Here is a 25709-nt window from a genome sequence, read left to right on the forward strand (position 1 = left end):
TGCAAGAGTCGGCGCTGGCGGGACGGCGATGACCGGGGAGTCGGGCCTGGAATCCGTCGTGGCGGGGCAGCGCTGCGATCATTGCGGCGCCCGGCTTACTGAGATCGTCACCGAATGCCCGTTCTGTGGCGCACGCCTGCTGAACCTCGTCAGCCTGGAGGACGAAACGCGGGCCTTCCTTGAATCGACCGAGATTCGTTTGACCGAGGCGATCACCGGCCATGCGGACGGGCTGATGGTGCCGGCCCTGTTCAGCTTCCTGGTCTCCGGGCCGGCCTGCTACCTGATTCTCGATAGTTATACCGATATCGGCTTGCTCGCGCGCATCGGCCTGGCCGTGCTGGCGTGGTTCAGCGCCTTCGTGTTTTTCGGCTGGCAGGTGAACCTGCGCGGCGAACGCGCCGAGAAACACGCCTGGCGAACGGTGGTCCAGCCTGCAGTTCGTGGCTACCTCGCGCGCAAGGGTTTCAGCGACGCCGAGTTCATGGTGCTGGCGCGCCGGCTGCTGGCCGAGGACTAGCAACTGCGCAAGATGCTGCTTCAGCGCCTGGGCGGGTATTCCGCCGAGTGAATCGTGGAGGTTCGCGCGGGATAAAATCGACATTCAGGAACCACAGTTCAAGGGAGCAACAAATGACGATAAAGAAGGTAGGCATCATCGGCGCCGGCACCATGGGCAACGGCATAGCGCAGGCCTGCGCGGTGGTGGGCATTCCGGCCGTGATGCTGGACATCAACGACGCGGCGGTGCAAAAGGGCGTGGCGACGATCTCGGGCAGCCTCGATCGCCTGGTCAAGAAGGAGAAGATGACGGCCGAGCAGAAGGCGGCGGCGATGGCGCTGATCAAGCCGACCACCGCCATGGCCGATTTCGCCGGTGTCGATATCGTCATCGAAGCGGCGACCGAGAACCTCGGCCTCAAGCTCAAGCTGCTCAAGGATGTCGAGGCGGCGATCGGAGCCGATACCATCATCGCCAGCAACACCTCGTCGATCTCGATCACCCAACTGGCGGCGGCGACCGGCCGCGCCGGCAAGTTCATCGGCATGCATTTCTTCAACCCGGTGCCGATGATGGCACTGGTCGAACTGATCCGCGGCCTGCAGACTACCGACGAGACCCATGCCGCGGTCGAGGGCTTGGCCCGCGCCCTGGGCAAGTCGCCGATCACGGTGAAAAACAATCCCGGCTTCGTCGTGAACCGCATCCTTTGCCCGATGATCAACGAGGCGATCTTCGTGCTCGCCGAGGGCCTGGCCTCGGCCGAGGAAATCGACGCCGGCATGAAGCTGGGCTGCAACCATCCGATCGGCCCGCTGGCCTTGGCCGACATGATCGGCCTGGACACCATGCTGGCGGTGATGAACGTTTTCTACGAAGGCTTCAACGATTCCAAGTACCGTCCGGCGCCGCTGCTAAAGGAAATGGTCGCCGCCGGTTACCTCGGGCGCAAGACCGGACGCGGCTTTTACACGTACTGAAAGTCGGCGCTGGCGACACGGCGATCGCGGGCCAAGCGGCCCGTGATCGCCGAGGCTGCGGAACGGCTAGCCGCCGAACCGGCGCAGGCCGTCGAGGTCGAGCACCGTGACGCCGCCATATTGCGTGGTGAGGAAGCCATCCGCTTCCAGCAGGCGCAGCGACTTGTTCACGCGCTGGCGCGAGACGCCGGCGAGGTAGCCGATTTCCTCCTGAGAAATCGCGATGCGCGCCTCGATGCCGGGCTGCAGCACCGGATGGAAGAGGGCGGCGAGGGTGCGCGCCACGCGCGCATCGATGTCGAGCAGCCGTTCCGATTCGAGCAGGCCGATGAACAGCCCCAGCCGCTCGTTGATCTGGTTGATGACGAAGCGGTTGAAGGCGATGCTGTTGTCCAGCAGCCAGTGGAAGGTTTCGCGCTTGACGCAGGCGATGCGGCTGTCGCGCAGGGCGACAACGTCGTAGCGACGCGGCTCGGCTTTCAACATGGACCCTTCGCCAAACCAGCCGCCGGCGGCGATGCCGGTGAAGCTGGCGGTCTTGCCCGTGGCCCAGTCGCTGGACATCTTGACCAGACCCTCGATGACGCCGTGCCAATGGTCTACCGGCTCACCCTTGTGGCATACATAGCTGCCGGCCGGCACCAGGCGTTCCACGGTACCCTCGCGCGCCCGCGCGAAATTCTCGTCAGAAAGCGCCTGCGCCCAGCTTGTGCGGCGCAGCATGTCGTCGAGAGAGATTGCGGTATTTTTGCAATTGTCAGGCACGCGACAATTATAGGCAGGAGAATGCCTTAGACTCAAATGTCGCAGCGGACAAATCGCGTCACAAGCGACCGCGCAACGCAAGTGCTGGAGGAGAGAAAACGCATGGCAGCATCCCAATCGGGGCTGGCTTCAGGCCCGCTCGATACGTTTCCCCGTCTGTTGTTGAACCATGCCGCGACGCGCGGTGATCGTCCGGCGACGCGCGAGAAATATCTCGGCATCTGGCAGACCTGGAGCTGGAGCCAGGTCGCCGAGGAAGTGCGCGCGATCGCCTGCGGCCTCGCCGAACTCGGCTTCAAGCGCGGTGACAACCTGGCCATAATTGGCGACAACCGTCCGCGCCTTTACTGGTCGATGTGCGCAGCACAGATGCTGGGCGGCGTGCCGGTGCCGATGTACCAGGATGCCGTGGCGACCGAAATGGCCTTTGTCCTGACCGATGGCGCGATCCGCTTTGCCATCGTCGAGGACCAGGAGCAGGTCGACAAGCTGCTGGAGATCCAGGCGCAGTGCCCGGATCTTGCGCACATCCTCTATGACGATGCGCGCGGCATGCGCCACTACACCCAGACATCGCTGCAAGGGCTGGACGAAGTCGTCGCCATGGGCAAGATTCACGACAAGAACCAGCCCGACTTCATCCCCGGCGAAATCGCCAAGGGCCATCCGGACGATGTCGCGGTGATGCTGTACACCTCGGGCACCACGGGCAAGCCGAAGGGCGTCTGCCAGACCCATGAGACCTTCATCGCCGCGGCGCAAAGCGGTGTCGGCTTCGATCGCCTGACCGACCAGGAGGATATCCTCTCCTACCTACCCATGGCCTGGGTCGGCGACCACCTGTTTTCCTATGCGCAGGCCATGGTGGCCGGCTTCACCATCAACTGCCCGGAATCCGGCGACACGGTGCTGACCGACCTGCGGGAGATCGGGCCGACCTACTACTTCGCGCCGCCGCGCGTGTTTGAGAACCTGCTGACCACGGTGATGATCCGCATGGAGGACGCGGGTGCGCTGAAGCGCGGCATGTTCCATTACTTCATGGCCGTGGCGAAGCGCTGTGGTGCCGACATCCTTGATCGCAAGCCGGGCGTATCGTCCCCGGATCGCCTGCTGTACGCGCTGGGCGATCTGCTGGTCTACGGGCCTCTGCGCAATGTGCTCGGCATGAGCCGGATTCGCGTCGCCTACACGGCGGGCGCCGCCATCGGCCCCGACCTGTTCCGTTTCTACCGTTCGATCGGCGTGAACCTCAAGCAGCTCTATGGCTCGACCGAAACCTGCGCCGCGGTGTGCCTGCAGCCCGATCGCGAGATCAAGTTCGACAGCGTTGGCAAGCCGGCGCCGGGGGTCGAAGTCAAAATTTCAGACGGCGGCGAGGTGCTGGTGCGCGGCAAGCTGCTGCTCAAGGAATATTACAAGCGTCCCGATGCGACGGCCGAGGTAATCGATGCCGAAGGCTGGTTCCACACCGGTGACGCCGGTTTCTTCGACGACGAGGGCCACCTCAAGATCATCGACCGCGCCAAGGACGTTGGCAAGCTGGCCAAGGGTGCGATATTTGCGCCCAATTACATCGAGAACAAGCTCAAGTTCTTCCCGCACATCAAGGAGGCGGTCTGCTTCGGTCACGACCGCGACATGGTCTGCGCCTTCATCAATATCGACATGGGTGCGGTGGGCAACTGGGCCGAGCGTCGCGGTCTGCCGTATTCCGGCTACACTGACCTGGCCGCGAAGCCTGAGGTGCTCGAACTGATCCGGGAGTGCGTTGAGCAGGTCAATCTGGACCTGTCGCACGACGCAATGGTGGCCGAGACGCAGATCCACCGCTTCCTGGTGCTGCACAAGGAGCTTGATCCGGACGATGACGAACTGACTCGCACGCGCAAGGTGCGGCGGGGATTTGTCGCGGAAAAGTATGGAGTCTTGATTGACGCCCTGTACACCGGCAAGACGTCCCAGTTCATCGAAACCCAGGTCAAGTTCGAGGATGGTCGCACCGGCAAGGTGTCGGCCGATCTGAAGATTTGCGAGGTGAAAACTTTTCCCGCCGGCTTGAAGAAAGCGGCCTAGACCAGCAGCAGCGGACACGGCGAACGACTTATGACCGACAGGACCCATTCGGAACGCATCATTTTCCATGACGCCATCGAGACGATGGAGGTGGATTTCTCGAGCATGACCTTCGCCGACATTGCCCAGGTCGATGCCGTTTACGACGAAATAGAGCGGCAGCTCACCGCGACGGGGCAGCGCTGGTTTTTCCTGGTGCTCTACACCGATTGCGTGATTGCGCCGGAGGCCTGGGATCGCTTCGCCGCGCGGGGCAAGAGCGCCAACGTCAATCACGGCCGGGGCAGCGTGCGGGTTGACGCCAAGGCTGAGACGCGGGAGGCGATCCGGGAGCGTGCGGGGAAGGAGTCCTTCCGCTCGAACATCTACGATACGCGCGATCAGGCTTTGCTGGCGCTGGGGGAGATGCGCAAGCGCCAGCGCGACCTGGCCAAAGGTGCGGATGAAGTATTCCTGCGCGTCGACAATGTCAGTTTGCGTTTCGGCGGCGTCAAGGCCATCACCGACATCAGCTTCGAAATCAAGCGCGGTGAAATTTCGGCCATCATCGGCCCGAACGGGGCCGGCAAGAGCTCGATGCTGAATGTCATCAACGGCGTTTACCATCCGCAGGAAGGCACCATCACCTACCTTGGCGAGGTACGCCAGCAGATGAGTCCGCGTGCGGCCGCTTGCCAGGGAATCGCCCGCACCTTCCAGAACATCGCGCTGTTCAAGGGCATGTCGGTGCTCGACAACATCATGACCGGGCGCAATCTGAAGATGAAGGCCAACCTGCTGCAGCAGGCCCTCTGGTTCGGACCGGCGCAGCGCGAGGAGCTGGCGCACCGTGCCAAGGTCGAGGAAATCATCGACTTCCTGGAAATCCAGCACATCCGCAAGACCCCCGTCGGCCGCCTGCCCTATGGCCTGCAAAAGCGCGTCGACCTGGCGCGCGCGCTGGCCATGGAACCGGAACTGCTGCTGCTCGACGAGCCCATGGCCGGCATGAACGTGGAGGAAAAGCAGGACATGTGCCGCTTCATCCTCGACCTCAACGACCAGTTCGGCACCACGGTCCTGCTGATCGAGCACGACATGGGCGTGGTGATGGATCTTTCCAACTTCGTCGTGGTGCTCGATTACGGCAAGAAGATCGCCGAAGGCACCCCGGACGAAGTCCGTGCCGACCCGAATGTCATCAGCGCCTATCTCGGCGCCAGCCACTGACTTTCATGATGCTAACCATCATGAAAATCAGCAGCCATCAAGTTGCCCCCCACCCCCTGCCCCCGCCCCAGGGCGGGAGACCAAGTCTGCTCGCTGCGCTCGATATCACCAGCGGCACTCGCGGTCGCATCTCAAGTTAAGGACGAACCATGGCATTTTTCCTGGAAACCCTGCTTGGCGGCCTGATGAGCGGCATGCTTTACTCGCTCGTTGCGCTTGGCTTCGTGCTGATCTTCAAGGCCTCCGGCGTGTTCAATTTCGCCCAGGGCGCGATGGTGCTGTTCGCCGCGCTGGCGATGGCGCGCTTCTCCGAATGGATTCCGGCCTGGCTGGGCATGGAGAACCTGTTCGTCGCCAATCTGCTGGCCTTCGTCGTTGCCGTCGCGATCATGTTCGTCGTCGCCTGGCTGATCGAGCGCCTGGCCCTGCGCCATCTGGTCAATCAGGACGGCGCCACCCTGCTGATGGCCACGCTGGGCATTGCCTATGTGCTGGACGGAATCGGCCAGACCATCTTCGGCAGCGACATCTACAAGATCGATGTCGGCATGCCCAAGGAACCGGTAATGATGCTGGAAAGCGTCTTCGAGGGCGGCATCCTGATCAACAAGGAAGACTTCATCGCCGCCCTGATCGCGGCGCTGCTGGTCATTTCGCTGTCGATCTTCTTTCAGAAGACGGCGACCGGCCGGGCGCTGCGCGCGGTGGCCGACGACCACCAGGCGGCGCAGTCGATCGGCATCCCGCTGGACCGCATCTGGGTCATCGTCTGGTGCGTGGCCGGCATCACGGCACTGGTGGCCGGCATCATCTGGGGCTCCAAGCTGGGCGTCCAGTTCTCGCTGTCGACCATCGCGCTGCGCGCGCTGCCGGTGGTGATTCTCGGCGGCCTGACCTCGGTGCCGGGCGCCATCATCGGCGGCCTGATCATCGGTGTCGGCGAGAAGCTTTCCGAGGTCTATCTCGGCCCGTTTGTGGGTGGCGGCATCGAGATCTGGTTTGCCTACATGCTGGCGCTGGTTTTCCTCCTGTTCAGGCCGCAAGGCCTGTTCGGCGAGAAGATCATCGACCGCGTCTGATTCGGGGACTGCGCAATGTTCTATAGAGAAAACGGTCAGTTCAAGACCTCGTACAAGGCCGACCAGCAGGTCTTCGCCATTCCGCAGGATCGCTGGGCGATTTTCGCCCTCGTGGTCTTCGCCTTCGTCGGCGTGCCGATGCTGGTGGACGAGTACATGTTCCGCGCCATCCTGGTGCCCTTCCTGATTCTGTCGCTGGCCGCCCTGGGCGTAAATATCCTGGTCGGCTACTGTGGCCAGATCACCCTCGGCGCCGGCGCGTCGATGGCGGTGGGGGCCTACGCGGCCTACAATTTCCTCATTCGCGTCGATGGCATGCCGGCGCTGGCCGCGATCCTGCTCGGCGGCCTGATGGCCGCCGCCGTGGGCATCGTGTTCGGGGTGCCTAGCCTGCGCGTGCGCGGGCTTTATCTTGCCGTGGCGACGCTGGCGGCGCAGTTCTTCTGCGACTGGGCATTCCTGCGCATCAAGTGGTTTACCAACAATGCCTCGTCCGGGTCGGTGTCGGTCGCCGACATCAGCCTGTTCGGCTGGACCATCAGTTCGCCTACCGACAAGTACCTGTTCTGCCTCGGCATCCTCGTTGTCTTCAGCGTCATGGCGAAGAACCTGGTGCGCGGCAACATGGGCCGGCAGTGGATGGCGATCCGCGACATGGACGTGGCGGCAACCGTGATCGGCATCCGCCCGATGTACTCCAAGCTCACCGCCTTCGCCGTCAGTTCGTTTTACCTGGGCGTCGCCGGGGCCCTGTGGGGTTTCGTCAACCTCGGTTCCTGGGAGCCGGCGGCGTTTTCGATCGACCGCTCGCTGCAATTGTTGTTCATGGTCATCATCGGCGGCATGGGCGCGATTTCCGGCAGCTTCTTCGGCGCCGCCTTCATCGTGATCCTGCCGATCTTCCTCAACCAGATGCTGCCGCTGGTGGGTAGCCTGCTGGGGCTGCAGGTTTCGATCGCCCTGGTTTCCCATGTCGAATTCATCATCTTCGGTTCGCTGATCGTGTTCTTCCTGATCGTCGAGCCGCATGGAATCGCGCGCCTGTGGGCCACGGGTCGCGAAAAACTGCGTTTGTGGCCCTTCCCGCACTGAACATTGCGGCAGCTTTCCGATCAAAACAGGTTCCGCAGGTGTAGCACCCATATCATCCAAGAGGAGACAACATGAAACTACGCAAACTCGCCGTCGCCGCATCGCTCGCCGCGATCGGGCTGTCCGCTGCACTAACTACCCCGGCGTTCGCTGCCGAAGAACAGTTCTTCCCGGTCCTGGCCTATCGCACCGGCGCCTATGCGCCCAACGGCACGCCCTGGGCCAACGGCTTTGTTGACTACCTGAAGCTGACCAATGCCCGCGGCGGCGTCAACGGCGTCAAGATGATCTGGGAAGAGTGCGAAACTGGTTACGCCACCGACCGCGGCGTCGAGTGTTACGAGCGCCTCAAGGGCAAGCACGGCGGCGCCACCGCGGTACAGCCGCTGTCCACCGGCATCACCTTCGCCCTGACCGAAAAGGCCCCGGTCGACAAGATCCCCGTGATCACCGCCGGCTACGGCCGCAGCGAGTCGCAGAACGGCGCCGTGTTCGGCTGGAACTTCCCGTTGGTCGGCACATACTGGATGGGCGCCGACGTGCTGGTGCAGCACATCGGCAAGAAGGAAGGCGGCCTCGACAAGCTCAAGGGCAAGAAGATCGCGCTGGTCTATCACGACAGCCCCTACGGCAAGGAGCCGATCGCCCTGCTGCAGGAACGCGCCAGGATGCACGGCTTTGAAGTCTCCCTGCTGCCGGTTGCCCATCCAGGCGTCGAGCAGAAGGCCACCTGGCTGCAGATTCGCCAAAGCAAGCCGGACTATGTCTTCCTCTGGGGTTGGGGCGTGATGAACTCGACCTCGCTCAAGGAAGCCCAGGCCACCGGCTATCCGCGCGAGAAGATGTACGGTATCTGGTGGGCCGGTGCCGAGCCGGACGTCAAGGACGTCGGCGACGGCGCCAAGGGCTACAACGCCCTGGCCATGCAGCACGGCGCCGAGCCGGACTCCAAGGTGGTCAAGGAAGTCCTCGAAAAGCTCCATGCCAAGGGCCAGGGCACCGGTCCCAAGGAAGAAGTCGGCCAGGTGCTTTACATGCGCGGCCTGATTTCCTCGATGCTGCAGGTCGAGGCCGTGCGCGCGGCGCAGGGTCGTTACGGCAAGGGCAAGCGCATCACCGGCGAGCAAATGCGCTGGGGCCTGGAGAACCTCAACCTCGACCAGAAGGCGCTGGACGGAATGGGCCTGGGCGGCGTGATGCGCCCGGTGCAGACCTCCTGCCTCGACCACATGGGCTCGGCCTGGGCGCGCGTGCACACCTGGGACGGCAAGAAGTGGAACTTCACCTCCGACTGGTACCAAGGTGACGAGAAGGTGTTGCGTCCGATGGTGATGCTGGCTTCGGGCAAGTACGCGGAAGAGAAGAAGATCAAGCCGCGCACGCCGGAAGACTGCAAGAAGTAATCAGCCCGACGGCGGGGAGCGGTTTGCCGTTCCCTGCCTTCTGTCTTTCGTTCCCTGAAAGAACACATGACTACAGCCAACATCCTCCTCAACGTCAACAGCATCGAGGTGATCTACAACCACGTGATCCTCGTGCTCAAGGGCGTTTCGCTGTCCGTGCCCGAAGGCAACATCGTCGCCCTGTTGGGCGGCAACGGCGCCGGCAAGACCACGACCCTGCGCGCCGTGAGCAACCTGCTGCATGGCGAACGCGGCGAGGTCACCAAGGGTTCGATCGAATGCCGCGGCGAGCGCATCGAAGCGCTGACCCCGGCCGACCTGGTCAAGCGCGGCGTGGTGCAGGTCATGGAGGGCCGCCACTGTTTCGGCCACCTGACCATCGAGGAAAACCTGATGACCGGCAGCTATACGCGGACCGATGGCAAGGCCGCCGTGGCGCAGACGCTGGAGAAGGTCTACAACTATTTTCCCCGCCTGAAGACGCGGCGCACCAGCCAGGCGGCCTACACCTCGGGCGGCGAGCAGCAGATGTGCGCCATCGGTCGCGCGTTGATGGCCAACCCGACCATGGTGTTGCTCGACGAACCTTCGATGGGTCTCGCGCCGCAGATCGTCGATGAGGTGTTCGGCATCGTAAAGGACCTCAACCAGCGCGAGAAGGTGACCTTCCTGCTGGCCGAGCAGAATACCAACATGGCCCTGCGCTACGCGGACTTCGGCTACATCCTCGAAAACGGGCGCGTGGTGATGGAAGGCGCGGCGTCGGACCTGGCCAACAACGAGGACGTCAAGGAGTTCTACCTCGGCATTTCCTCGGGCGAGCGCAAGAGCTTCCGCGAGGCGAAGCACTACCGCCGCCGCAAGCGCTGGCTCGCGTGAGTCCCGCGGATCGCGCGGCGCGCTGCGGCGTTGCTCAAGGCCTCGTTTAGAGAAACTAAACGTCGGCCTTTTCGCGCCTTGCATCGCTTGGCGCTCCGCGGTCCTCACCACCCGATTCACCGCCTACAACTTCTGTATCCGGAGCTGTCCATGTCCAAACACCTTGACGCCCTCGAAACCCGCTCAGCCGACGAAAGAAATTCGGCGCTGGCGACACGGCTGCCGCAGCAGATTGCGCACGCCAAGGCCAACACAGCGTATTTCGCCGAATCCCTGATGCACATTGACGCGGCATCGATCAACTCGGTCGAGGCGCTCGCCGCCCTGCCGGTGGTGCGCAAGAGCGACCTGATCGAATTGCAGAAGACGCGGCGTCCGTTCGGCGGGCTGGCGGCTTCAGGCTGGGGCCAGTTGGGGCGCGTGTTTTCGTCGCCCGGCCCGATCTACGAACCCGAAGGCCGCAGCGCCGATTACTGGCGCACGGCGCGTGCCCTGTATGCCGCCGGGTTTCGCGCCGGCGACCTGGTGCACAACAGCTTTTCCTATCACATGACGCCGGGCGCCTGGATCCTCGAAGCCGGGGCGCAGGCGCTTGGTTGCACGGTGTTTCCGGCCGGTGTCGGTCAGACCGAGCAGCAGGTGGCGGCGATGGCCGACCTGCAGCCGAACGGCTATGTCGGCACCCCGTCCTTCCTGCGCATCCTGCTTGAGAAGGCCGACGAACTCGGCGTCAAGCTGCCTTCGCTGACCAAGGCGCTGGTCTCGGGCGAAGCCTTCCTGCCGCCGGTGCGCGATGCGCTGCTGGCGCGCGGTATTGCCGGCTACCAGGCCTATGCCACCGCCGAACTCGGCGTCATCGCCTATGAGACCGAGGCGCGACAGGGCCTGGTCGTCGATGAAGGCGTCATCGTCGAGATCGTCCGTCCCGGCACCGGCGATCCAGTGGCCGAAGGCGAAGTCGGCGAAGTCGTCGTCACCACCTTCAACAGCGACTATCCCCTGATCCGCTTCGGCACCGGGGACCTCTCGGCCGTGCTGGCCGGCGCCTCGCCCTGCGGACGGACCAACATGCGCATCAAGGGCTGGATGGGCCGCGCTGACCAGACCACCAAGATCAAGGGCATGTTCGTGCACCCCGAGCAGGTCGCCGCCGTGGTCAAGCGCCATCCGGAGATCGCCAGGGCGCGGCTGGTGGTGACCAATCCGGACAGCACCGACCAGATGACCCTGAATTGCGAAGTCGCGGCGCCGGGCGCCGACCTGGAAAAGGCCATCGCCGAGAGCGTGCGCGACATCACCAAGCTGCGCGCCGAGGTCAAGCTGGTCGCGGCGGGCAGCCTGGCCAACGACGGCAAGGTGATCGAGGACGAACGCAAGTATGACTGAGCCGGTGGCGCGATCCGGCCCGCTCGCGGGCATCCGCGTTCTTGACCTGACGCGCCTGCTGCCCGGGCCGGTGGCGACCATGCATCTGGCCGACCTCGGCGCCGAGGTTATCAAGATCGAGGGCACGGGCCCCGGCGACTATGCCCGCGCCATGGGCCCGGGCGAGCGCGCCGCCGCCGGCGGCAGCGGCGACAGCGTCTTCTTCCGCATGGTCAATCGCAACAAGAAAAGCCTGCGCCTGGACCTCAAGCAGGCGGCCGGCGTGGCGGCCTTCCTGCGTCTGGCCAGGGATGCCGATGTGATCTTCGAGAGCTTCCGCCCCGGCGTCGTCGACAAGCTCGGCATCGGCTACGAGGCGGTCAAGGCGATCAACCCGCGCATCGTCTATTGCGCGATCACCGGTTACGGCCAGACCGGCCCCTGGGCCGAGCATGCCGGCCACGACATCAACTTCCTGGCGACCTCGGGCCTGCTCGACCAGATCGGCAGCCACGATGGCGAGAAAAGCGGCCCGCCGGCCATCCCCAACCTGCAGGTCGGCGACCTGCTCGGGGGAGCGCTGACTCCGCTGCTCGGCGTTCTTGCCGCCGTGATTGGCGCCAGGGCCACGGGGCAGGGCAGCCACGTCGATGTGGCAATGACCGACGCCGTGCTGGCGCACAACATCTTCCCCCTGGTGACCACCCAGGTCTTCGGCCGGCCGGCGCCGCGCGGCGCCGACCTGTTGACCGGCGGCGTGCCATGCTATGGCGTGTATCGCACGGCCGACGATCGCTACCTCGCGGTCGGCGCGCTGGAGCCGAAATTCTGGCAGGCAATGTGCGCAGCGATCGGCCGTGCCGACCTGGCGCCATTTGGGCTGGCGACGGGCGGCAAGGGACGCGAGGTGAAAGCGGAACTCGCCGCCTTGCTGGCCTCGCAACCCATGGCGCATTGGGAACCGATCTTTGCCGCCGCGGACTGCTGCGTCACGCCGATTCTCCGCGTCGACGAAGCGCTGCGGCACCCGCAGGTACAGGCCCGTGAAATGGTGGTCGAGATCGGTGGCGTCAAGCAGTACGCACCGCCCTTCAAGCTTTCTGCCTGGCCCTGGGAGGTTTCTGCACCGGCGCCCGCCGCCGGTGCCGACAGCGAGGCGGTGCTTGCCGCCGCCGGATTCTCCGCTGCCGAGATCGGCGCCCTGCGTGAGGCCAAGGTAATCTAGGGCGACAATGCCCGTCGATGCCGCGCTCGCCCTCGCACTCTTTCCTGACTTTGCCCTGATCCTGCTCGGCTCCAGCCTGCGCCGCCTCCTGCACCTGGGCGACCACTTCTGGAGCGGCCTGGAGAAATTGGTCTACTACGTGCTGTTCCCGGCGCTGCTGTTCGGCGGCTTGGTCAAGGTGCGTATCGAATGGTCATCAGCGGCGCCCATGCTTGCCGTGGCCGGTGCGGCGATGGGCGGTGGCATGCTGCTGGGGCTGGGCGCGCGCTTCTTGCCGATCACGTCGATCTCCTTTGCATCCCAGTACCAGTGCGCCTTCCGCTTCAATTCCTACATCGGTCTGGCGGTCGCCGGCTCGCTGCATGGCATTCCCGGAATCGCCGCCATGGGCATCGTGGTCGGCCTCATGGTGCCGCCGGCCAATCTGGCGGCGGTGTGGATGCTGGCGCGCCATGGCGAGGCCGGCGTGTTGGGCGAAGTGTTGCGCAATCCCTTGATCCTGGCGACGCTGGCCGGAATTGCCGCCAACCTGGGCGGCCTCGAACTACCGACGGTGGCACTCAAATTCCTCGGCAGGCTGGGTGACGCCGCGATCGTGCTCGGCTTGCTGGCCGTCGGCGGTGGACTGCGCATAGTCGGCGCTGGAGGTACGGCGACGCATCTGGCTGCGGGCTATTTTCTGCTGGTCAAGCTCGTGGCGATGCCCGCGATTGCCTTGTTGCTGATACGCGTCTTCGGTTTGGGCGGTGTGCATGCCGATGTGGCGCTGATTTTCGCCGCCCTGCCGGCCGCGAGTTCGGCCTATATCCTGGCCCAGCGCATGGGCGGCGACGGCGCGCGCGTAGCCTGGCTGATTTCGGCGGGAACGCTGGCGAGCATGCTCAGCATCCCGCTCTGGCTGGGCCTGCGCTGACGCCGGACCGCAAAGGGGAGGCAGGCGGGCAAAGCACTACTTCTTCTTGTCCCTGGCCTTTGTCGCGTCCGCATCAGCCGCTTCCGCGGCTGCGGTAGTTTCGGCGGCCGCGGCCTGGCCGGCACCCTGCATGAAGTTCCACGGCCATAGCGCCGGGTTGGCGAAAGGATTGGCCTGGGCTTCCGGGCTGCTCGCCGACTGGCTGATGGCCTGCAGCGCCGACAGCGTCGCGCGCTGCATCTCCAGACCCTGGATGGTCATCTGCAGCATGCCGAGATTGGTCTTGAGCCAGCCTTCCACGGCCTTGAGGTCCGCGATGCGTTTTTCCAGTTCGTTGGTGTCGAGGGTGGGCGTCACCAGGCCCGGAAGGGGCATGCCGGTGTTGCCCCAGAGGGACTTGAGGAATTCCATCGGATCGGACGGTGTGTTGCTCATGGTGTTGGCTCCCGGAATGGTGGGTCGATCTTACCCCAGCGCCGTGTTCCGCGCTAAACTGCCCTTTGTCATATCCGCAAGCGGCCCGAGGGGAAATCCATGCTCAATCTGTTGGTGGTGGAAGATCATGCCCTGGTGCGCGAGGGCCTGCTTGCGACGCTGAAAAACCTGGGTGAGGACACCCGCACCATCGGCGTGCCGGATGCCAACGAAGCCATCGGTGTGCTCGAGAAGCAGGACATCGACATGATGATCCTCGATCTGATGCTGCCCGGTACCCGCGGCCAGACCTTCCTTCCCGTCGTGCGCCGACGCTTTCCGACCGTGCCTGTCGTCGTGCTGTCGGCCCTGGACGACGCCGACACGGTATCGCGGGTGATGAAGGCGGGCGCTTCGGGTTTCGTTTCCAAGGCCGGATCCAGCACGGAATTGCTCGATGCCTTGCGCGCTGTCCTGGCCGGCGAGGTCTATCTGCCGGCCAAGCTGCAGGAACTGGCCAATCGAAGCGGTTCGGCCCACGGCGACGGCAAATCGCTGGCGCAGCGCTTCGGCCTCACCGCCGCCCAGTCGCGCGTGATGGATTTCCTCGCCGAAGGGCGCAGCAATCGCCAGATCGGCGAACTGCTGGGACTCAGCGAGGGCACCGTCAAGATTCACGTTTCCGCGATCATGAAGGCGATGGGCGTCAGCAACCGCTCGGAAGCCGCTCTGCTCGCCAGCCGCAAGCCGCGCCGCCACTGACGCAGCGACCGCCGCGGGTGTTCAGGCGGTTTCCGCTTCGCTGCGAATCGAGATGTTCAGCAGGTCGAGCACCTGACGGGCGATTCCGCGGCTGGCATTCGCCAGCGGCGAAGGAAGACTGGCCGGCATGGTTTTCTGCAGCAGGTACTTGCTGGCGGAGATGCTGGTCACCGGTTCCAGGATGCGGTCGCCGAAGTGCGACAGAAACTGGTCGACGGTCTTTTCCGCCGCCTCGCGCTGCCAGGCATTGCTCGGCCATTGCGAGGGAATGGCGTAGGCGCGCGGGAACATCTCCAGGTCGCGGATGACGGTGCGGATGTCCTCGTGCGAATCGCGGAACGGCAGCAGCACCAGGTCCGCCATGGCGTAGAGGTTGCGGTCCGCTTCCGTGCGGTTGCCGCCGCCGTCGATCACTCCCATCCAGGCATTGAGTGAGCGGATCTTGCCGGTCACCTTGTGTAGCGCTTCGCGTGACCGCGCATCGGCGATCAGGTAGCGGCGCCCGGCAGGATCCAGCGGTTCGCGGCAGGTGTCGGTCAGCACGCAGACGGCGCGCTGGCCGAGCAGGCCGAGGCCGTGACACAGCATGTGGGACATCGTGGTCTTGCCGGTGCCCCCCTTGTTGCCGATGACGCAGACGATTTCCGCCATTTGCGACTCCTGGTCGATCCCGCCATGCGGCCGGGCTCTGGTTCCCGGCAATTATTGGCCATCGACGCCGCGCTTGAAATCCGAATTTGGGCGGCAATCGCCGCATTCTTCCGGCGGGATGGCGTCGGTCGGCCGGGTAGTCGTTCCTCAGTCGATGCCGAGCTTCGCGCGCAAGGCCGCGCGCTCCGCTGCGACGCCATCGATGCTGCGCCGCCTGACATGGCCGAAGCCGCGAATCTTCTCCGGCAATGCGGCCAGCGCCACGGCGGCGTCGAGCATGCCGTGGTCCAGTTTCCCGAGCACTGCCGCGATGTCGGCTTCATAGTCCGCCAGCAGCGCACGTTCGCGCCTTCGTTCCTCGCTGCGGCCGAAGACATCCCAGCGCGTGCCGCGCAGCCACCGCCCCCTGGCCAGCCATTTCAATGCCGTGAACATCCAGGGGCCGAAGGCCAGTTTGCGCGCCTGGCCGGTCTTCGGATCCGGAGGAGCGAGCAGGGGCGGCGCGAAATGGAAGCGCAGCGTGAAGTCACCCTCGAACCGCTCGCCGATCCTTTGCATGAAGTCGGACTCGGCATACAGCCGCGCCACCTCGTATTCGTCCTTGATCGCCATCAGCTTGAACAGGTTGTTTGCCACTGCGGTGGCGAGTCGCGTTGAACCCAGCGCCGCCTCGGCGGCACGGACCTGCTCGATCTGGTTGCGGTAGCGGCTGGCGTAGGCGGCATCCTGATAGTCGGCCAGGATGTTTTCACGTCTGGCAATCAGCTGTTCAAGAGTCGGCGCCGGCGACACGGCAGCCTGGGGCCGTGCGTGGGCCAGGGCGGCAGCCGCATCCTGCGCGGCGCGCCGGCCCCAGAGAAAAGCGGCGCGGCTCATCGACACCGCCGTGCCGTTCAACTCGATGGCGCGATCGATGGCTTCCCACGAGACGGGCACCAAGCTTTTTTGCCACGCGTAACCGAGCAGGAACAGGTTGCCGGCGATCGAATCGCCGAGCAGGCGCAGGGCGAGGTCCGAGGCATCGACGAAGTGTGCCGCGCCATTGCCGACCGTCTCGCCGATCAGGCCCTGCATTCGATCGAGAGGGAACTGCCAGTCGGGATTGCGGGTGAAATCCGCGGTCGGGGTCGCCGCGCAATTCACCACCACGCGCGTACGCCCGCTCTGCATGCGTGTCAGGGCGTCGGGCGAGGCGGTGACGATGACGTCGCCACCGATCACCGCATCGGCTTCGCCGGTGGCGACGCGCACCGCATGGATGGCGTCGGGGTCGTCGCAGATGCGCACGTGCGAGAACACGGCGCCGCCCTTTTGTGCGAGGCCGGTCATGTCGAGCACGGTGACGCCCTTGCCATCGATGTGCGCCGCCATGCCGATCAGGGCGCCGAGGGTGACCACGCCGGTGCCGCCGACGCCGGTGATGAGGATGTCGTACGGAGTTGCCGTGGCGGCAAGAGTCGGCGCCGGCGGCACGGCGAAGGAATCGGCCGTGGTGCCGGAGCCGGCTGTTCCGCGGCCCTTCCTGACGCTGCCGCCGATCACCGAAACGAAACTGGGGCAGAATCCCTTTTCGCAGGAGTAGTCCTTGTTGCAGGCGGACTGGTCGATCGCGCGCTTGCGTCCGAACTCGGTTTCCAACGGCACCACGGCGAGGCAGTTGGACTGCACGCCGCAATCGCCGCAGCCCTCGCAGACGGCTTCGTTGATGTACAGGCGGCGCGGCGGATCGATCATCTTGCCGCGCTTGCGGCGCCGGCGTTTCTCCGCGGCGCAGGTCTGGTCGTAGATGATGGCGGAAACGCCGGGGCATTCGCGCATGTCGCGCTGGATCGCATCCAGGTCGTCGCGATGGCGGATCGGCACGCCGTGCGGCAGATCGGGATGGCCGTAGGCGCGCGGCGTGCCGTCGGTGACGACGACGACGTGGTGCACGCCTTCCGCATGCAGCTGGTGGGCGATCTGCGGTACCGTCAGGTTGCCGTCGACCGGCTGGCCTCCGGTCATGGCAACGGCATCGTTATAGAGGATCTTGTAGGTGACCCCTTTTTTTTGTTCCTGGGCCAGGGGCGAGCCGTTGAAGGCCGCCACGGCCGCGCGCACCGCGAGCGAGCCGGAGTGGAAGTAGGTGCCGTCGCCGAGATTGACGAAGACATGGCGCTGCTCCGTGAATGGCGCCTGGCCCATCCAGGCCGCGCCTTCGCCGCCCATGTGGGAGTAAGTGGAGGTGGCGCGGTTCATCCACAGCGCCATGAAATGGCAGCCGATGCCGGCCAGCGCGCGCGAGCCTTCGGGCACGCAGGTGGATGTGTTGTGCGGGCATCCGGGGCAGAAGTAGGGCGTCCGTACCACGGGAATCGCCAGCGTGGCGGAGCCCTCCTTAGCCTCCAGCAAAGCCAGCCGCTCACGGATGCGCGGCGAGGTGAAATGCCTGCCTATGCGATCGGCAATGACGCGGGCGATCTGCGCCGGCGACAGTTCGCCTGAGGCAGGCAGCAGCCAGCGACCGTTGGGCAGCGCCCACTCGCCCTGTTCGTCGAACTTGCCGATCACGCGCGGACGGACGTCCTCGCGCCAGTTGTAAAGTTCCTCCTTCAACTGGTATTCGATCAGCTGGCGCTTTTCCTCGACCACCAGGATTTCTTCGAGGCCTTCGGCGAAGCGGCGCACGCCGTCGGATTCCAGCGGCCAGACCATGCCGACCTTGTAGAGGCGGATGCCGATCTCGGCGGCAAGCCGATCGTCGATGCCGAGGTCGTCGAAGGCCTGGCGCACATCGAGGTAGGACTTGCCGGTGGTGATGATGCCCAGCCGCGGATTGGGCGCGTCGATCACGACCTGGTTCAGCCGGTTGGCGCGGCAGTAAGCCAGCGCGGCGTAGAGCTTGTGGTCGAGCAGCCGCGCTTCCTGCAGCAGGCGGTCATCCGGCCAACGGATGTTGAGGCCCTGCGCCGGCAAGGAGTAGTCGTCGGGCAGGACGATCTTTACGCGGTCGGGCGAGATATCGACCGAAGCCGAGGATTCGACCGTATCGGCCACCGCCTTGAAACCGACCCAGCAGCCCGAATAGCGGCTCATGGCCCAGCCGTGCAGGCCGAGGTCGAGGTAGTCCTGCACACCGGCCGGCACCAGTACCGGCATCATTGCCGCCTTGAACGCGTGCTCCGACTGGTGTGCGACGGTGGACGAGCGCGCGGCATGGTCGTCGCCGGCCACCGCCAGTATGCCGCCATGCTTCCACGTACCGGCCGAATTGGCGTGCTTGAAGACATCGCCGCAGCGATCCACGCCCGGCCCCTTGCCGTACCACATGCCGAATACACCGTCATGTTTCGCCCCGGGCGACAGATTGACCTGCTGCGTGCCCCACAGCGCCGTGGCGGCGAGGTCCTCATTGACGCCCGGCTGGAACACCACCTGGTTCGTTGCCAGATGCGGCCTGGCCTTCCACAGCGCCTGGTCGAGCCCGCCCAGCGGCGAGCCGCGGTAGCCGCTGACGTAGCCGGCGGTGTTGAGGCCGGCCAGCGCGTCGCGTTGGCGTTGCAGCAGGAGAAGGCGCACCAGAGCCTGGGTGCCGGTGAGGAACACGCGGCCTGCGCCGAGCGCGTACTTGTCTTCCAGCGTGATGTTGCGCAACGGCGCGTTCATGCCGGCGGCAGGATCTTGCCCGGATTCAGGATGTTGTCGGGGTCGATGGCGCGCTTGATGGTCCGCATCAATTCGATCGCCACGTCACCGTGTTCGAGTGCCATGTAGCCTTGCTTGCCGATGCCGACGCCATGTTCGCCGGTGCAGGTGCCGTCCATGTGGATCGCGCGCTGCGCCAGGCGCGCGGCAAAGCCCTTGGCACGCACCAGGTCGTCGGCGCTGTCGCCATCGACCAGCAGCATGATGTGGAAGTTGCCGTCGCCGACATGGCCGACCAGGGGGCCGGCGAGGCCGCTGGCGTTTTCGTCGAGGTCGCGGAAGGTCTCCGCTATGCAGTCCGCCAGCATCGAGATCGGCACGCAGACGTCGGTGGTGAGCGCCCGGCAGCCCGGCTTGAGCCCGAGGCCGGCGTAATAGGCGTCGTGCCGCGCCTGCCACAGGCGGCTGCGATCTTCGGGGCGCGTCGCCCATTCGAAATCCTGTCCCCCATGCTCGGTCGCAAGCTCCTGGACCGTTTCCGCCTGCTCCTTGACCCCGGTCGGCGAGCCGTGGAACTCGAAAAACAGGGTCGGCGCCTCGCGCAATGCCGTCTTGCTGTGGCGGTTGATGGCGGTGATCGCCAGCGCGTCCAACAGTTCGATGCGCGCCACCGGAACACCGAGTTGTATGGTCTGGATCACGGTCCTCACCGCCGCCGCGAGCGTCGGGAAGGCGCAGACCGCGCTGGAGATGGCCTCGGGTACGGGATAGAGCTTGACCGTCAGTTCGGTGATGATGCCCAGCGTGCCTTCGGAGCCGACCATGAGGCGCGTCAGGTCGTAGCCTGCCGCGGACTTGCGGGCACGGCCCCCGGTCTTGAGGATGCGTCCGTCGGGCAGGACCACCGTCATTCCCAGCACGTTCTCCCGCATCGTGCCGTAGCGCACGGCATTGGTTCCGGACGCGCGGGTCGCCGCCATGCCGCCGATGCTGGCGTCGGCGCCGGGGTCGATGGGGAAGAACAAGCCCGTCCCATTCAGAGCGGCATTGAGTGCCTTGCGCGTCACGCCGCATTGAACCGTTGCGTCGAGATCGTCCTGGCGTATGGCGACGACGGCGTTCATGGCGGAAAGGTCGATGCACACGCCGCCTTGCACGGCCAGAAGGTGACCTTCGAGCGAGGTGCCGGTTCCGAATGCGATGACCGGCGTTCGGAATTGGTGGCAAAGCGCGACGACCGCCGCGACTTCCTCGGTCGACTCGGCGAATACCACGGCGTCGGGGGGCATCGGCGGATGCGAGGACTCGTCCTTGCCGTGGTGGAGGCGAACCGCCGTGGAAACCGAGAAGCGGGGGCCGAAGCGTCTGGCGAGACTGTCGGACAATTCCGACGGAAGCGGGGGGCGCTCGGATGGTGCGTTCATGGCGATCTCCGGCTGGGGGCGTCGCGGAATTGTACGCCGCGCGTCCAGCGGCGTTACCGCCTTCGATGGCGATTGCGGACTTCGTGCCGAACAGCGCTGTGGCACGGCTGGGAGTGCCAGGGATCGCGAATTCGCCAATGTCTGACTTTCTCCTTGACGGCCCCGTCGAATGTGGAGATAATCACGGGTTCAGCTGGAGGGGTTCCCGAGCGGTCAAAGGGATCAGACTGTAAATCTGACGGCTCTGCCTTCGAAGGTTCGAATCCTTCCCCCTCCACCAGCGGATTTTGGAAATGGTCGTGGTTTCAAAGCGGTAAGCGGACAAGTAGGGCGGGCGGCGGTAGTTCAATGGTAGAACATCAGCCTTCCAAGCTGATTACGCGGGTTCGATTCCCGCTCGCCGCTCCAGGTTTGGCAAGTGTTGTTGGCAGTTGAAGATTTCAGCCCTTGTAGCTCAGTGGTAGAGCACTCCCTTGGTAAGGGAGAGGTCGCGTGTTCGATCCACGCCAAGGGCACCATTTTCTAGTGATTGTTTATTTGTTGGGGTGCGACATGGCAAAAGGCAAATTTGAGCGTACGAAGCCGCACGTGAACGTGGGGACGATTGGTCACGTAGACCATGGCAAGACGACATTGACGGCGGCGATCACGACGGTGCTGTCGGCGAAGTTTGGTGGCGAGGCGAAAGCCTATGACCAGATTGATGCGGCGCCGGAAGAAAAGGCACGCGGCATCACGATCAACACCGCGCACGTCGAGTACGAAACCAAGAACCGTCACTACGCCCACGTCGATTGTCCGGGCCACGCCGACTACGTCAAGAACATGATCACCGGCGCCGCGCAGATGGACGGCGCCATCCTGGTCTGTTCCGCCGCCGACGGCCCCATGCCGCAAACCCGCGAGCACATCCTGCTGGCGCGCCAGGTGGGCGTGCCCTACATGGTCGTGTTCATGAACAAGTGCGACATGGTCGATGATGCCGAACTGCTCGAACTCGTCGAAATGGAACTGCGCGAGCTGCTCTCCAAGTACGACTTCCCGGGCGACGACATCCCGATTGTCAAGGGTTCGGCCCTGAAGGCCCTCGAAGGCGACAAGGGCGAGCTCGGCGAAATGGCCATCATGGCCCTGGCCGATGCCCTGGACAGCTACATCCCGACGCCCGAGCGCGCGATCGACAAGCCCTTCCTGATGCCGATCGAAGACGTCTTCTCGATCTCCGGCCGCGGCACCGTCGTGACGGGGCGTGTCGAACGCGGCGTGGTCAAGGTCGGCGAAGAAATCGAAATCGTCGGCATCCGCCCCACCACCAAGACCACCTGCACCGGCGTCGAAATGTTCAGGAAGCTGCTGGACCAGGGGCAGGCCGGTGACAACGTCGGCGTGCTGCTGCGCGGCACCAAGCGTGAAGAAGTCGAGCGCGGCCAGGTGCTGGCCAAGCCGGGCAGCATCACGCCGCACACGCACTTCACCTCCGAGGTGTACATCCTGTCGAAGGACGAAGGTGGCCGTCACACCCCGTTCTTCAATGGCTATCGCCCGCAGTTCTACTTCCGCACCACCGACGTCACGGGCAGCATCGAACTGCCGGCCGGGACGGAAATGGTGATGCCGGGAGACAACGTGGCGATGACAGTGCGACTGATCGCCCCGATCGCCATGGAAGAAGGCCTGCGTTTCGCCATTCGCGAAGGCGGCCGTACCGTCGGCGCCGGTGTCGTCGCCAAGGTCATCGAATAACAACGCGCGGCCTTCACAGGTGGGCGGCACATCGGCAACGAGGTGTCGCCCTGTAGTCTCTGCTGCAGGGGTGTAGCTCAATTGGCAGAGCGGCGGTCTCCAAAACCGCAGGTTGGGGGTTCGATTCCCTCCGCCCCTGCCACTGATTTGAAGCGATTGCGCAATAACTTAATACTTTATGGCCGATAAACTGAAGTTCCTGCTGGCGCTCTTGTTGTTGGCCGCCGGCGTGGCCGGGTTCTACCTCCTCGGCAACCAGCCGATGATTCTGCGCGTGCTGTCCGTGCTCGCCGGTTTGGGCGCGGGAATTGCGGTTGCCTGGTTTACCGCTCCGGGGCAGCGTTTTTTCGAGTTCAGCCAGGAGACGGTGGTTGAAACGAAAAAGGTGGTCTGGCCTTCGCGCAAGGAGACATTGCAGACCACGGGTATCGTGTTTGCGTTCGTGCTGACCATGGCCATCGTGCTTTGGATGACCGACAAGACCCTCGAATGGGTGCTCTACGACCTGGTTCTGGGCTGGAAAAAATCATGACAAAACGCTGGTACGTCGTTCACGCTTATTCCGGATTCGAGAAATCGGTTCAGCGCGCGCTGGTCGAGCGCATCAACCGCGCCGCGATGCAGGACAAGTTTGGCCAGGTTCTGGTGCCGGTCGAGGAAGTCGTTGAAATGAAAAACGGCCAGAAGAGCATTTCCGAGCGGAAATTCTTCCCCGGTTACGTTCTGGTCGAGATGGAGATGGACGACGACTCCTGGCATCTCGTCAAGAGTACGCCCAAGGTCACCGGATTCGTCGGCGGGACGTCTACCAAGCCCACCCCGATTTCGGAAAAGGAAGTTTCCAAGATCATGCAGCAGGTGCAGGACGGGGTCGAAAAACCGCGCCCCAAGGTTCTGTTCGAAGTGGGTGAGATGGTGCGCATCAAGGAAGGCCCGTTTACCGACTTCAACGGCAACGTCGAGGAAGTCAATTACGAGAAGAGCCGCCTGCGTGTCTCCGTGACCATCTTCGGTCGCGCCACGCCGGTGGAACTGGAGTTTGCGCAGGTCGAGAAGGCCTGAGGTTTTCCAGGCCGCGCCGCCGCGGCCGGTTTCGGTGGTACGGCGGCAACGAGGAGCGCAAGTAGCACGTCCATTCGGGCGCATGAACGCGCGTTACGACTCACTTTGATCAGGAGCCTTCATGGCAAAGAAGATTATCGGTTACATCAAGCTGCAGGTACCGGCAGGCAAGGCCAATCCCTCGCCCCCCATCGGTCCGGCACTGGGCCAGCGCGGCCTCAACATCATGGAATTCTGCAAGGCCTTCAATGCCCAGACCCAGGGGTTGGAGCCGGGCCTGCCAATTCCGGTGGTGATCACGGCGTTCGCCGACAAGAGCTTTACCTTCATCATGAAGACGCCGCCGGCGACCATTCTGATCAAGAAGGCGGCTGGCATTACCAAGGGTTCGCCCAAGCCCCATACTGACAAGGTAGGCAAGATCACTCGTGCCCAGGCCGAGGAAATCGCCAAGACCAAGATGAAGGATTTGACCGCTGCCGATCTCGATGCAGCCGTGCGCACCATCGCGGGTTCCGCCCGCAGCATGGGCATCACCGTGGAGGGACTCTGATCATGGCGAAGAAATCCAAGCGCGTAGTAGCGGTCCTGGCCAAGGTCGACCGCAACAAGGCCTATCCGATCGCTGATGCGCTGAACCTGGTCAAGGAATGCGCGACCGCGAAGTTTGACGAGTCGATCGACGTTTCCGTGAATCTTGGCGTCGATGCCAAGAAGTCGGACCAACTGGTGCGCGGTTCCGTCGTATTGCCGGCGGGTACCGGCAAGACCGTTCGCGTCGCCGTGTTTGCGCAGGGCGCCAAGGCAGAGGATGCGCGGGCCGCCGGCGCCGACGTGGTCGGTTTCGATGACTTGGCCGCCGATGTCAAGGCGGGCAACATGAACTTCGACATCGTGATCGCCACGCCCGACGCCATGAAGGTGGTCGGTGCTCTCGGCCAGATCCTCGGCCCGCGCGGCCTGATGCCGAACCCGAAGGTCGGCACCGTGACCATGGACGTGACGACCGCGGTGAAGAATGCCAAGGCAGGCCAGGTGCAGTACCGTACGGACAAGGCCGGCATCATCCACTGCACGATCGGCCGCGCGTCGTTCAGCGTCGATTCGCTGAAGACCAACCTCTCGGCCCTGATTGAGGCACTGCAGAAGGCCAAGCCGGCTGCTTCCAAGGGCGTGTATTTGAAGAAGGTGTCGCTGTCCAGCACCATGGGCGCCGGCGTTCGTGTCGACCAGGCCAGCCTGTCGGCGCAAGCATAGAACTTTGGGCTGCAGCGCTGTCCGCGCTTTCGTGCGGATGGCGCTGCAGGTTGTCAAAGACCGCAGGTGTCCGCAAGGACGTAAAGCATGGCGACGGAACATCGTCGCGGCTGCCGGCGTAGATGGCGTTACCCGATGATGGAATCTCGGTTCCTGAATGAAGGTCGCCGTATCACCAGCGCCGACTTTTCGGCGTTGGGGTTTAATAGGAGTTGACCGTGAGTCTCAATCTTGACGACAAGAAGGCGGTAGTTGCCGAAGTATCCGCAGAAGTTGCGAATGCCCAGTCGATCATCGCCGCAGAGTACCGTGGTCTCGGAGTGGTTGATCTCACCGCATTGCGCGCAACCGCGCGCAAGTCCGGTGTTTACCTGCGTGTTGTAAAGAATACCCTTGTGCGTCGTGCCGTCGCCGGCACCCCGTTCGAAGGCTTGTCCGACAAACTGGCCGGTCCCCTGATTTATGGAATTTCCAGGGACCCGGTGGCTGCCGCCAAGCTGCTCAACGATTTCGCCAAGGGCAACGACAAGCTCACCATCAAAGTCGGCGCAATGCCCAACTACGTCATGGACGCAGTTGGTGTCAAGGCGCTGGCGACGATGCCGAGCCGCGAGGAACTGTTGTCCAAGCTCCTCGGCACCATGCAGGCACCGATCACCCAGTTCGTCCGCACGCTCAACGAAGTCCCGACGAAGTTCGTTCGGGGCCTCGCTGCCGTGCGTGACGCCAAAGAGGCTGCGTAATCGTTTTTTATTGAAGCAATCATTCATTCAGGAGTTGTAATCATGGCTGTAAGCAAAGCTGAAATACTTGATGCCATCGCTGGCATGACCGTTCTGGACCTGTCCGAACTGATCAAGGAAATGGAAGAGAAGTTCGGCGTTTCCGCCGCCGCTGCGGCTGTTGCCGTGGCTGCTCCCGCTGCCGGCGCCGCCGCCGCTGTCGAAGAGCAGACCGAGTTCACCGTGATGCTGCTTGCCGCGGGTGAGAAGAAGGTGGAAGCAATCAAGGTCGTTCGCGCTGCCACGGGCCTCGGCCTCAAGGAAGCCAAGGATCTGGTCGATGGCGCGCCGAAGGCCGTCAAGGAAGGCATCAGCAAGGCCGACGCGGAAGCCCTCAAGAAGCAGTTGGAAGAGGCTGGCGCCAAGGTCGAAGTCAAGTAACCGAAGTTCAATCGCGGGTTGGCGGCGAGGCCGCCAACCCGCTTTTGTGCTTGCAGGAACATGTATTGAAGCAGCACTTCCAGCAATTGACGCGGAAGTCAGACGAGAGTGCTGAACCAGT

Annotated in this window: 24 protein-coding genes and 4 tRNA genes; 23 read left to right on the forward strand and 5 right to left on the reverse strand. The window is 64.0% G+C overall.

The window, feature by feature from the left end; genetic code table 11:
- Positions 1-28 precede the first annotated feature (28 nt).
- Both J0M27_RS04660 and J0M27_RS04665 read left to right on the forward strand, forming a co-directional pair.
- The gene (locus J0M27_RS04660) at positions 29-520 is read left to right on the forward strand and encodes a hypothetical protein (protein WP_294987944.1); all 492 of its coding nucleotides are present in this window, start codon (positions 29-31) and stop codon (positions 518-520) included.
- 113 nt (positions 521-633) lie between these two features.
- Positions 634-1482, forward strand: coding sequence for a 3-hydroxybutyryl-CoA dehydrogenase (locus tag J0M27_RS04665; RefSeq protein WP_294987946.1), 849 nt, complete (start codon positions 634-636; stop codon positions 1480-1482).
- A gap of 66 nt (positions 1483-1548) precedes the next feature.
- On the opposite strand, the gene J0M27_RS04670 is transcribed toward J0M27_RS04665, so the two are convergent.
- Complete coding sequence (locus J0M27_RS04670; RefSeq protein WP_294987948.1) at positions 1549-2205, reverse strand: Crp/Fnr family transcriptional regulator; 657 nt, start codon at positions 2203-2205, stop codon at positions 1549-1551.
- A gap of 144 nt (positions 2206-2349) precedes the next feature.
- On the opposite strand from J0M27_RS04670, the gene J0M27_RS04675 reads away from it, so the two are divergent.
- The 9 genes from J0M27_RS04675 to J0M27_RS04715 all read left to right on the forward strand — a co-directional run bounded on the left by J0M27_RS04675 (position 2350) and on the right by J0M27_RS04715 (position 13488).
- Entirely contained in the window at positions 2350-4323 is a 1974-nt protein-coding gene (locus J0M27_RS04675) for an AMP-binding protein (RefSeq protein WP_294987950.1), read from the forward strand.
- 30 nt (positions 4324-4353) lie between these two features.
- Positions 4354-5532, forward strand: a complete 1179-nt coding sequence (locus J0M27_RS04680) for an ABC transporter ATP-binding protein (RefSeq protein WP_294987952.1) — start codon at positions 4354-4356, stop codon at positions 5530-5532.
- A gap of 149 nt (positions 5533-5681) precedes the next feature.
- On the forward strand, positions 5682-6611 hold the full coding sequence (locus J0M27_RS04685) for a branched-chain amino acid ABC transporter permease (protein WP_294987953.1): 930 nt from the start codon (positions 5682-5684) through the stop codon (positions 6609-6611).
- 15 nt (positions 6612-6626) lie between these two features.
- Entirely contained in the window at positions 6627-7703 is a 1077-nt protein-coding gene (locus J0M27_RS04690) for a branched-chain amino acid ABC transporter permease (RefSeq protein ID WP_294987955.1), read from the forward strand.
- A 71-nt stretch (positions 7704-7774) separates the two neighbouring features.
- Complete coding sequence (locus J0M27_RS04695; RefSeq protein ID WP_294987957.1) at positions 7775-9106, forward strand: ABC transporter substrate-binding protein; 1332 nt, start codon at positions 7775-7777, stop codon at positions 9104-9106.
- Between the two features lie 66 nt (positions 9107-9172).
- Positions 9173-9985 carry an ABC transporter ATP-binding protein gene (locus J0M27_RS04700; protein WP_294987959.1) on the forward strand — a complete coding sequence of 271 codons (813 nt, stop codon included), beginning with the start codon at positions 9173-9175 and terminating at the stop codon, positions 9983-9985.
- Between the two features lie 150 nt (positions 9986-10135).
- Positions 10136-11371, forward strand: a complete 1236-nt coding sequence (locus J0M27_RS04705) for an AMP-binding protein (protein ID WP_294987961.1) — start codon at positions 10136-10138, stop codon at positions 11369-11371.
- Positions 11364-12575, forward strand: a complete 1212-nt coding sequence (locus tag J0M27_RS04710; RefSeq protein ID WP_294987963.1) for a CaiB/BaiF CoA-transferase family protein — start codon at positions 11364-11366, stop codon at positions 12573-12575. Before J0M27_RS04705 ends, J0M27_RS04710 begins: the two co-directional genes overlap by 8 nt.
- A 7-nt stretch (positions 12576-12582) precedes the next feature.
- A complete protein-coding gene (locus tag J0M27_RS04715) occupies positions 12583-13488 on the forward strand; it encodes an AEC family transporter (RefSeq protein ID WP_294987965.1) in 906 nt (301 codons plus the stop codon).
- A gap of 36 nt (positions 13489-13524) precedes the next feature.
- Here J0M27_RS04715 and J0M27_RS04720 read toward each other — a convergent pair whose 3' ends face one another.
- Positions 13525-13923, reverse strand: a complete 399-nt coding sequence (locus tag J0M27_RS04720) for a PhaM family polyhydroxyalkanoate granule multifunctional regulatory protein (protein ID WP_294987967.1) — start codon at positions 13921-13923, stop codon at positions 13525-13527.
- A gap of 99 nt (positions 13924-14022) precedes the next feature.
- Here J0M27_RS04720 and J0M27_RS04725 point away from each other — a divergent pair, with 99 nt between their 5' ends.
- On the forward strand, positions 14023-14664 hold the full coding sequence (locus tag J0M27_RS04725; protein WP_294987968.1) for a response regulator transcription factor: 642 nt from the start codon (positions 14023-14025) through the stop codon (positions 14662-14664).
- Between the two features lie 21 nt (positions 14665-14685).
- Here J0M27_RS04725 and J0M27_RS04730 read toward each other — a convergent pair whose 3' ends face one another.
- The 3 genes from J0M27_RS04730 to J0M27_RS04740 form a co-directional block, all read right to left on the reverse strand.
- Positions 14686-15315 (reverse strand): ParA family protein, encoded by a 630-nt coding sequence (locus J0M27_RS04730; protein ID WP_294987970.1) that lies wholly within the window; start codon positions 15313-15315, stop codon positions 14686-14688.
- 147 nt (positions 15316-15462) lie between these two features.
- Positions 15463-18960 carry an indolepyruvate ferredoxin oxidoreductase family protein gene (locus J0M27_RS04735; RefSeq protein WP_294987972.1) on the reverse strand — a complete coding sequence of 1166 codons (3498 nt, stop codon included), beginning with the start codon at positions 18958-18960 and terminating at the stop codon, positions 15463-15465.
- Positions 18957-20363: an FAD-linked oxidase C-terminal domain-containing protein gene (locus J0M27_RS04740; RefSeq protein WP_294987974.1), complete on the reverse strand. Its 1407-nt coding sequence runs from the start codon at positions 20361-20363 to the stop codon at positions 18957-18959. Before J0M27_RS04740 ends, J0M27_RS04735 begins: the two co-directional genes overlap by 4 nt.
- A gap of 195 nt (positions 20364-20558) precedes the next feature.
- Between J0M27_RS04740 and J0M27_RS04745 the strand changes: the two genes are divergently transcribed.
- The 11 genes from J0M27_RS04745 to rplL all read left to right on the forward strand — a co-directional run bounded on the left by J0M27_RS04745 (position 20559) and on the right by rplL (position 25588).
- Positions 20559-20643: transfer RNA gene (locus J0M27_RS04745), tRNA-Tyr, on the forward strand.
- A gap of 54 nt (positions 20644-20697) precedes the next feature.
- A tRNA-Gly gene (locus J0M27_RS04750) sits at positions 20698-20771 on the forward strand.
- A 35-nt stretch (positions 20772-20806) separates the two neighbouring features.
- Positions 20807-20881, forward strand: a tRNA-Thr gene (locus tag J0M27_RS04755).
- A 34-nt stretch (positions 20882-20915) separates the two neighbouring features.
- Positions 20916-22106, forward strand: a complete 1191-nt coding sequence (gene tuf, locus J0M27_RS04760; RefSeq protein ID WP_294987976.1) for an elongation factor Tu — start codon at positions 20916-20918, stop codon at positions 22104-22106.
- A 66-nt stretch (positions 22107-22172) separates the two neighbouring features.
- Positions 22173-22248 (forward strand) — tRNA-Trp (locus J0M27_RS04765).
- Positions 22249-22284: 36 nt separating this feature from the next.
- A complete protein-coding gene (gene secE, locus J0M27_RS04770; protein WP_294987978.1) occupies positions 22285-22638 on the forward strand; it encodes a preprotein translocase subunit SecE in 354 nt (117 codons plus the stop codon).
- Positions 22635-23168: a transcription termination/antitermination protein NusG gene (gene nusG / locus J0M27_RS04775; protein WP_294987980.1), complete on the forward strand. Its 534-nt coding sequence runs from the start codon at positions 22635-22637 to the stop codon at positions 23166-23168. Before secE ends, nusG begins: the two co-directional genes overlap by 4 nt.
- Before the next feature lie 121 nt (positions 23169-23289).
- Positions 23290-23721, forward strand: coding sequence for a 50S ribosomal protein L11 (rplK, locus tag J0M27_RS04780; protein ID WP_294987982.1), 432 nt, complete (start codon positions 23290-23292; stop codon positions 23719-23721).
- A gap of 2 nt (positions 23722-23723) precedes the next feature.
- On the forward strand, positions 23724-24425 hold the full coding sequence (gene rplA, locus J0M27_RS04785; protein WP_294987984.1) for a 50S ribosomal protein L1: 702 nt from the start codon (positions 23724-23726) through the stop codon (positions 24423-24425).
- A gap of 218 nt (positions 24426-24643) precedes the next feature.
- Positions 24644-25168 carry a 50S ribosomal protein L10 gene (gene rplJ, locus J0M27_RS04790; protein ID WP_294987986.1) on the forward strand — a complete coding sequence of 175 codons (525 nt, stop codon included), beginning with the start codon at positions 24644-24646 and terminating at the stop codon, positions 25166-25168.
- Positions 25169-25210: 42 nt separating this feature from the next.
- Entirely contained in the window at positions 25211-25588 is a 378-nt protein-coding gene (gene rplL, locus J0M27_RS04795; protein WP_294987988.1) for a 50S ribosomal protein L7/L12, read from the forward strand.
- Positions 25589-25709: the final 121 nt, after the last annotated feature.

It is taken from the genome of Sulfuritalea sp. (genome assembly GCF_017302275.1).
GTDB lineage: Bacteria > Pseudomonadota > Gammaproteobacteria > Burkholderiales > Rhodocyclaceae > Sulfuritalea.

Excerpts from the sequence above, each read along its gene's own strand:
- J0M27_RS04665 (WP_294987946.1), top strand. The coding sequence starts at position 634 with ATGACGATAAAGAAGGTAGGCATCATCGGCGCCGGCACCATGGGCAAC.
- J0M27_RS04725 (WP_294987968.1), top strand. The coding sequence starts at position 14,023 with ATGCTCAATCTGTTGGTGGTGGAAGATCATGCCCTGGTGCGCGAGGGC.
- rplK (WP_294987982.1), top strand. The coding sequence starts at position 23,290 with ATGGCAAAGAAGATTATCGGTTACATCAAGCTGCAGGTACCGGCAGGC.
- J0M27_RS04740 (WP_294987974.1), bottom strand. The coding sequence starts at position 20,363 with ATGAACGCACCATCCGAGCGCCCCCCGCTTCCGTCGGAATTGTCCGAC.
- rplL (WP_294987988.1), top strand. The coding sequence starts at position 25,211 with ATGGCTGTAAGCAAAGCTGAAATACTTGATGCCATCGCTGGCATGACC.
- J0M27_RS04735 (WP_294987972.1), bottom strand. The coding sequence starts at position 18,960 with ATGAACGCGCCGTTGCGCAACATCACGCTGGAAGACAAGTACGCGCTC.
- secE (WP_294987978.1), top strand. The coding sequence starts at position 22,285 with ATGGCCGATAAACTGAAGTTCCTGCTGGCGCTCTTGTTGTTGGCCGCC.
- J0M27_RS04660 (WP_294987944.1), top strand. The coding sequence starts at position 29 with ATGACCGGGGAGTCGGGCCTGGAATCCGTCGTGGCGGGGCAGCGCTGC.
- J0M27_RS04700 (WP_294987959.1), top strand. The coding sequence starts at position 9,173 with ATGACTACAGCCAACATCCTCCTCAACGTCAACAGCATCGAGGTGATC.
- J0M27_RS04675 (WP_294987950.1), top strand. The coding sequence starts at position 2,350 with ATGGCAGCATCCCAATCGGGGCTGGCTTCAGGCCCGCTCGATACGTTT.
- J0M27_RS04685 (WP_294987953.1), top strand. The coding sequence starts at position 5,682 with ATGGCATTTTTCCTGGAAACCCTGCTTGGCGGCCTGATGAGCGGCATG.
- J0M27_RS04670 (WP_294987948.1), bottom strand. The coding sequence starts at position 2,205 with ATGCTGCGCCGCACAAGCTGGGCGCAGGCGCTTTCTGACGAGAATTTC.
- tuf (WP_294987976.1), top strand. The coding sequence starts at position 20,916 with ATGGCAAAAGGCAAATTTGAGCGTACGAAGCCGCACGTGAACGTGGGG.
- nusG (WP_294987980.1), top strand. The coding sequence starts at position 22,635 with ATGACAAAACGCTGGTACGTCGTTCACGCTTATTCCGGATTCGAGAAA.
- J0M27_RS04720 (WP_294987967.1), bottom strand. The coding sequence starts at position 13,923 with ATGAGCAACACACCGTCCGATCCGATGGAATTCCTCAAGTCCCTCTGG.
- J0M27_RS04695 (WP_294987957.1), top strand. The coding sequence starts at position 7,775 with ATGAAACTACGCAAACTCGCCGTCGCCGCATCGCTCGCCGCGATCGGG.
- J0M27_RS04680 (WP_294987952.1), top strand. The coding sequence starts at position 4,354 with ATGACCGACAGGACCCATTCGGAACGCATCATTTTCCATGACGCCATC.
- J0M27_RS04705 (WP_294987961.1), top strand. The coding sequence starts at position 10,136 with ATGTCCAAACACCTTGACGCCCTCGAAACCCGCTCAGCCGACGAAAGA.
- J0M27_RS04690 (WP_294987955.1), top strand. The coding sequence starts at position 6,627 with ATGTTCTATAGAGAAAACGGTCAGTTCAAGACCTCGTACAAGGCCGAC.
- J0M27_RS04730 (WP_294987970.1), bottom strand. The coding sequence starts at position 15,315 with ATGGCGGAAATCGTCTGCGTCATCGGCAACAAGGGGGGCACCGGCAAG.
- J0M27_RS04715 (WP_294987965.1), top strand. The coding sequence starts at position 12,583 with ATGCCCGTCGATGCCGCGCTCGCCCTCGCACTCTTTCCTGACTTTGCC.
- J0M27_RS04710 (WP_294987963.1), top strand. The coding sequence starts at position 11,364 with ATGACTGAGCCGGTGGCGCGATCCGGCCCGCTCGCGGGCATCCGCGTT.
- rplA (WP_294987984.1), top strand. The coding sequence starts at position 23,724 with ATGGCGAAGAAATCCAAGCGCGTAGTAGCGGTCCTGGCCAAGGTCGAC.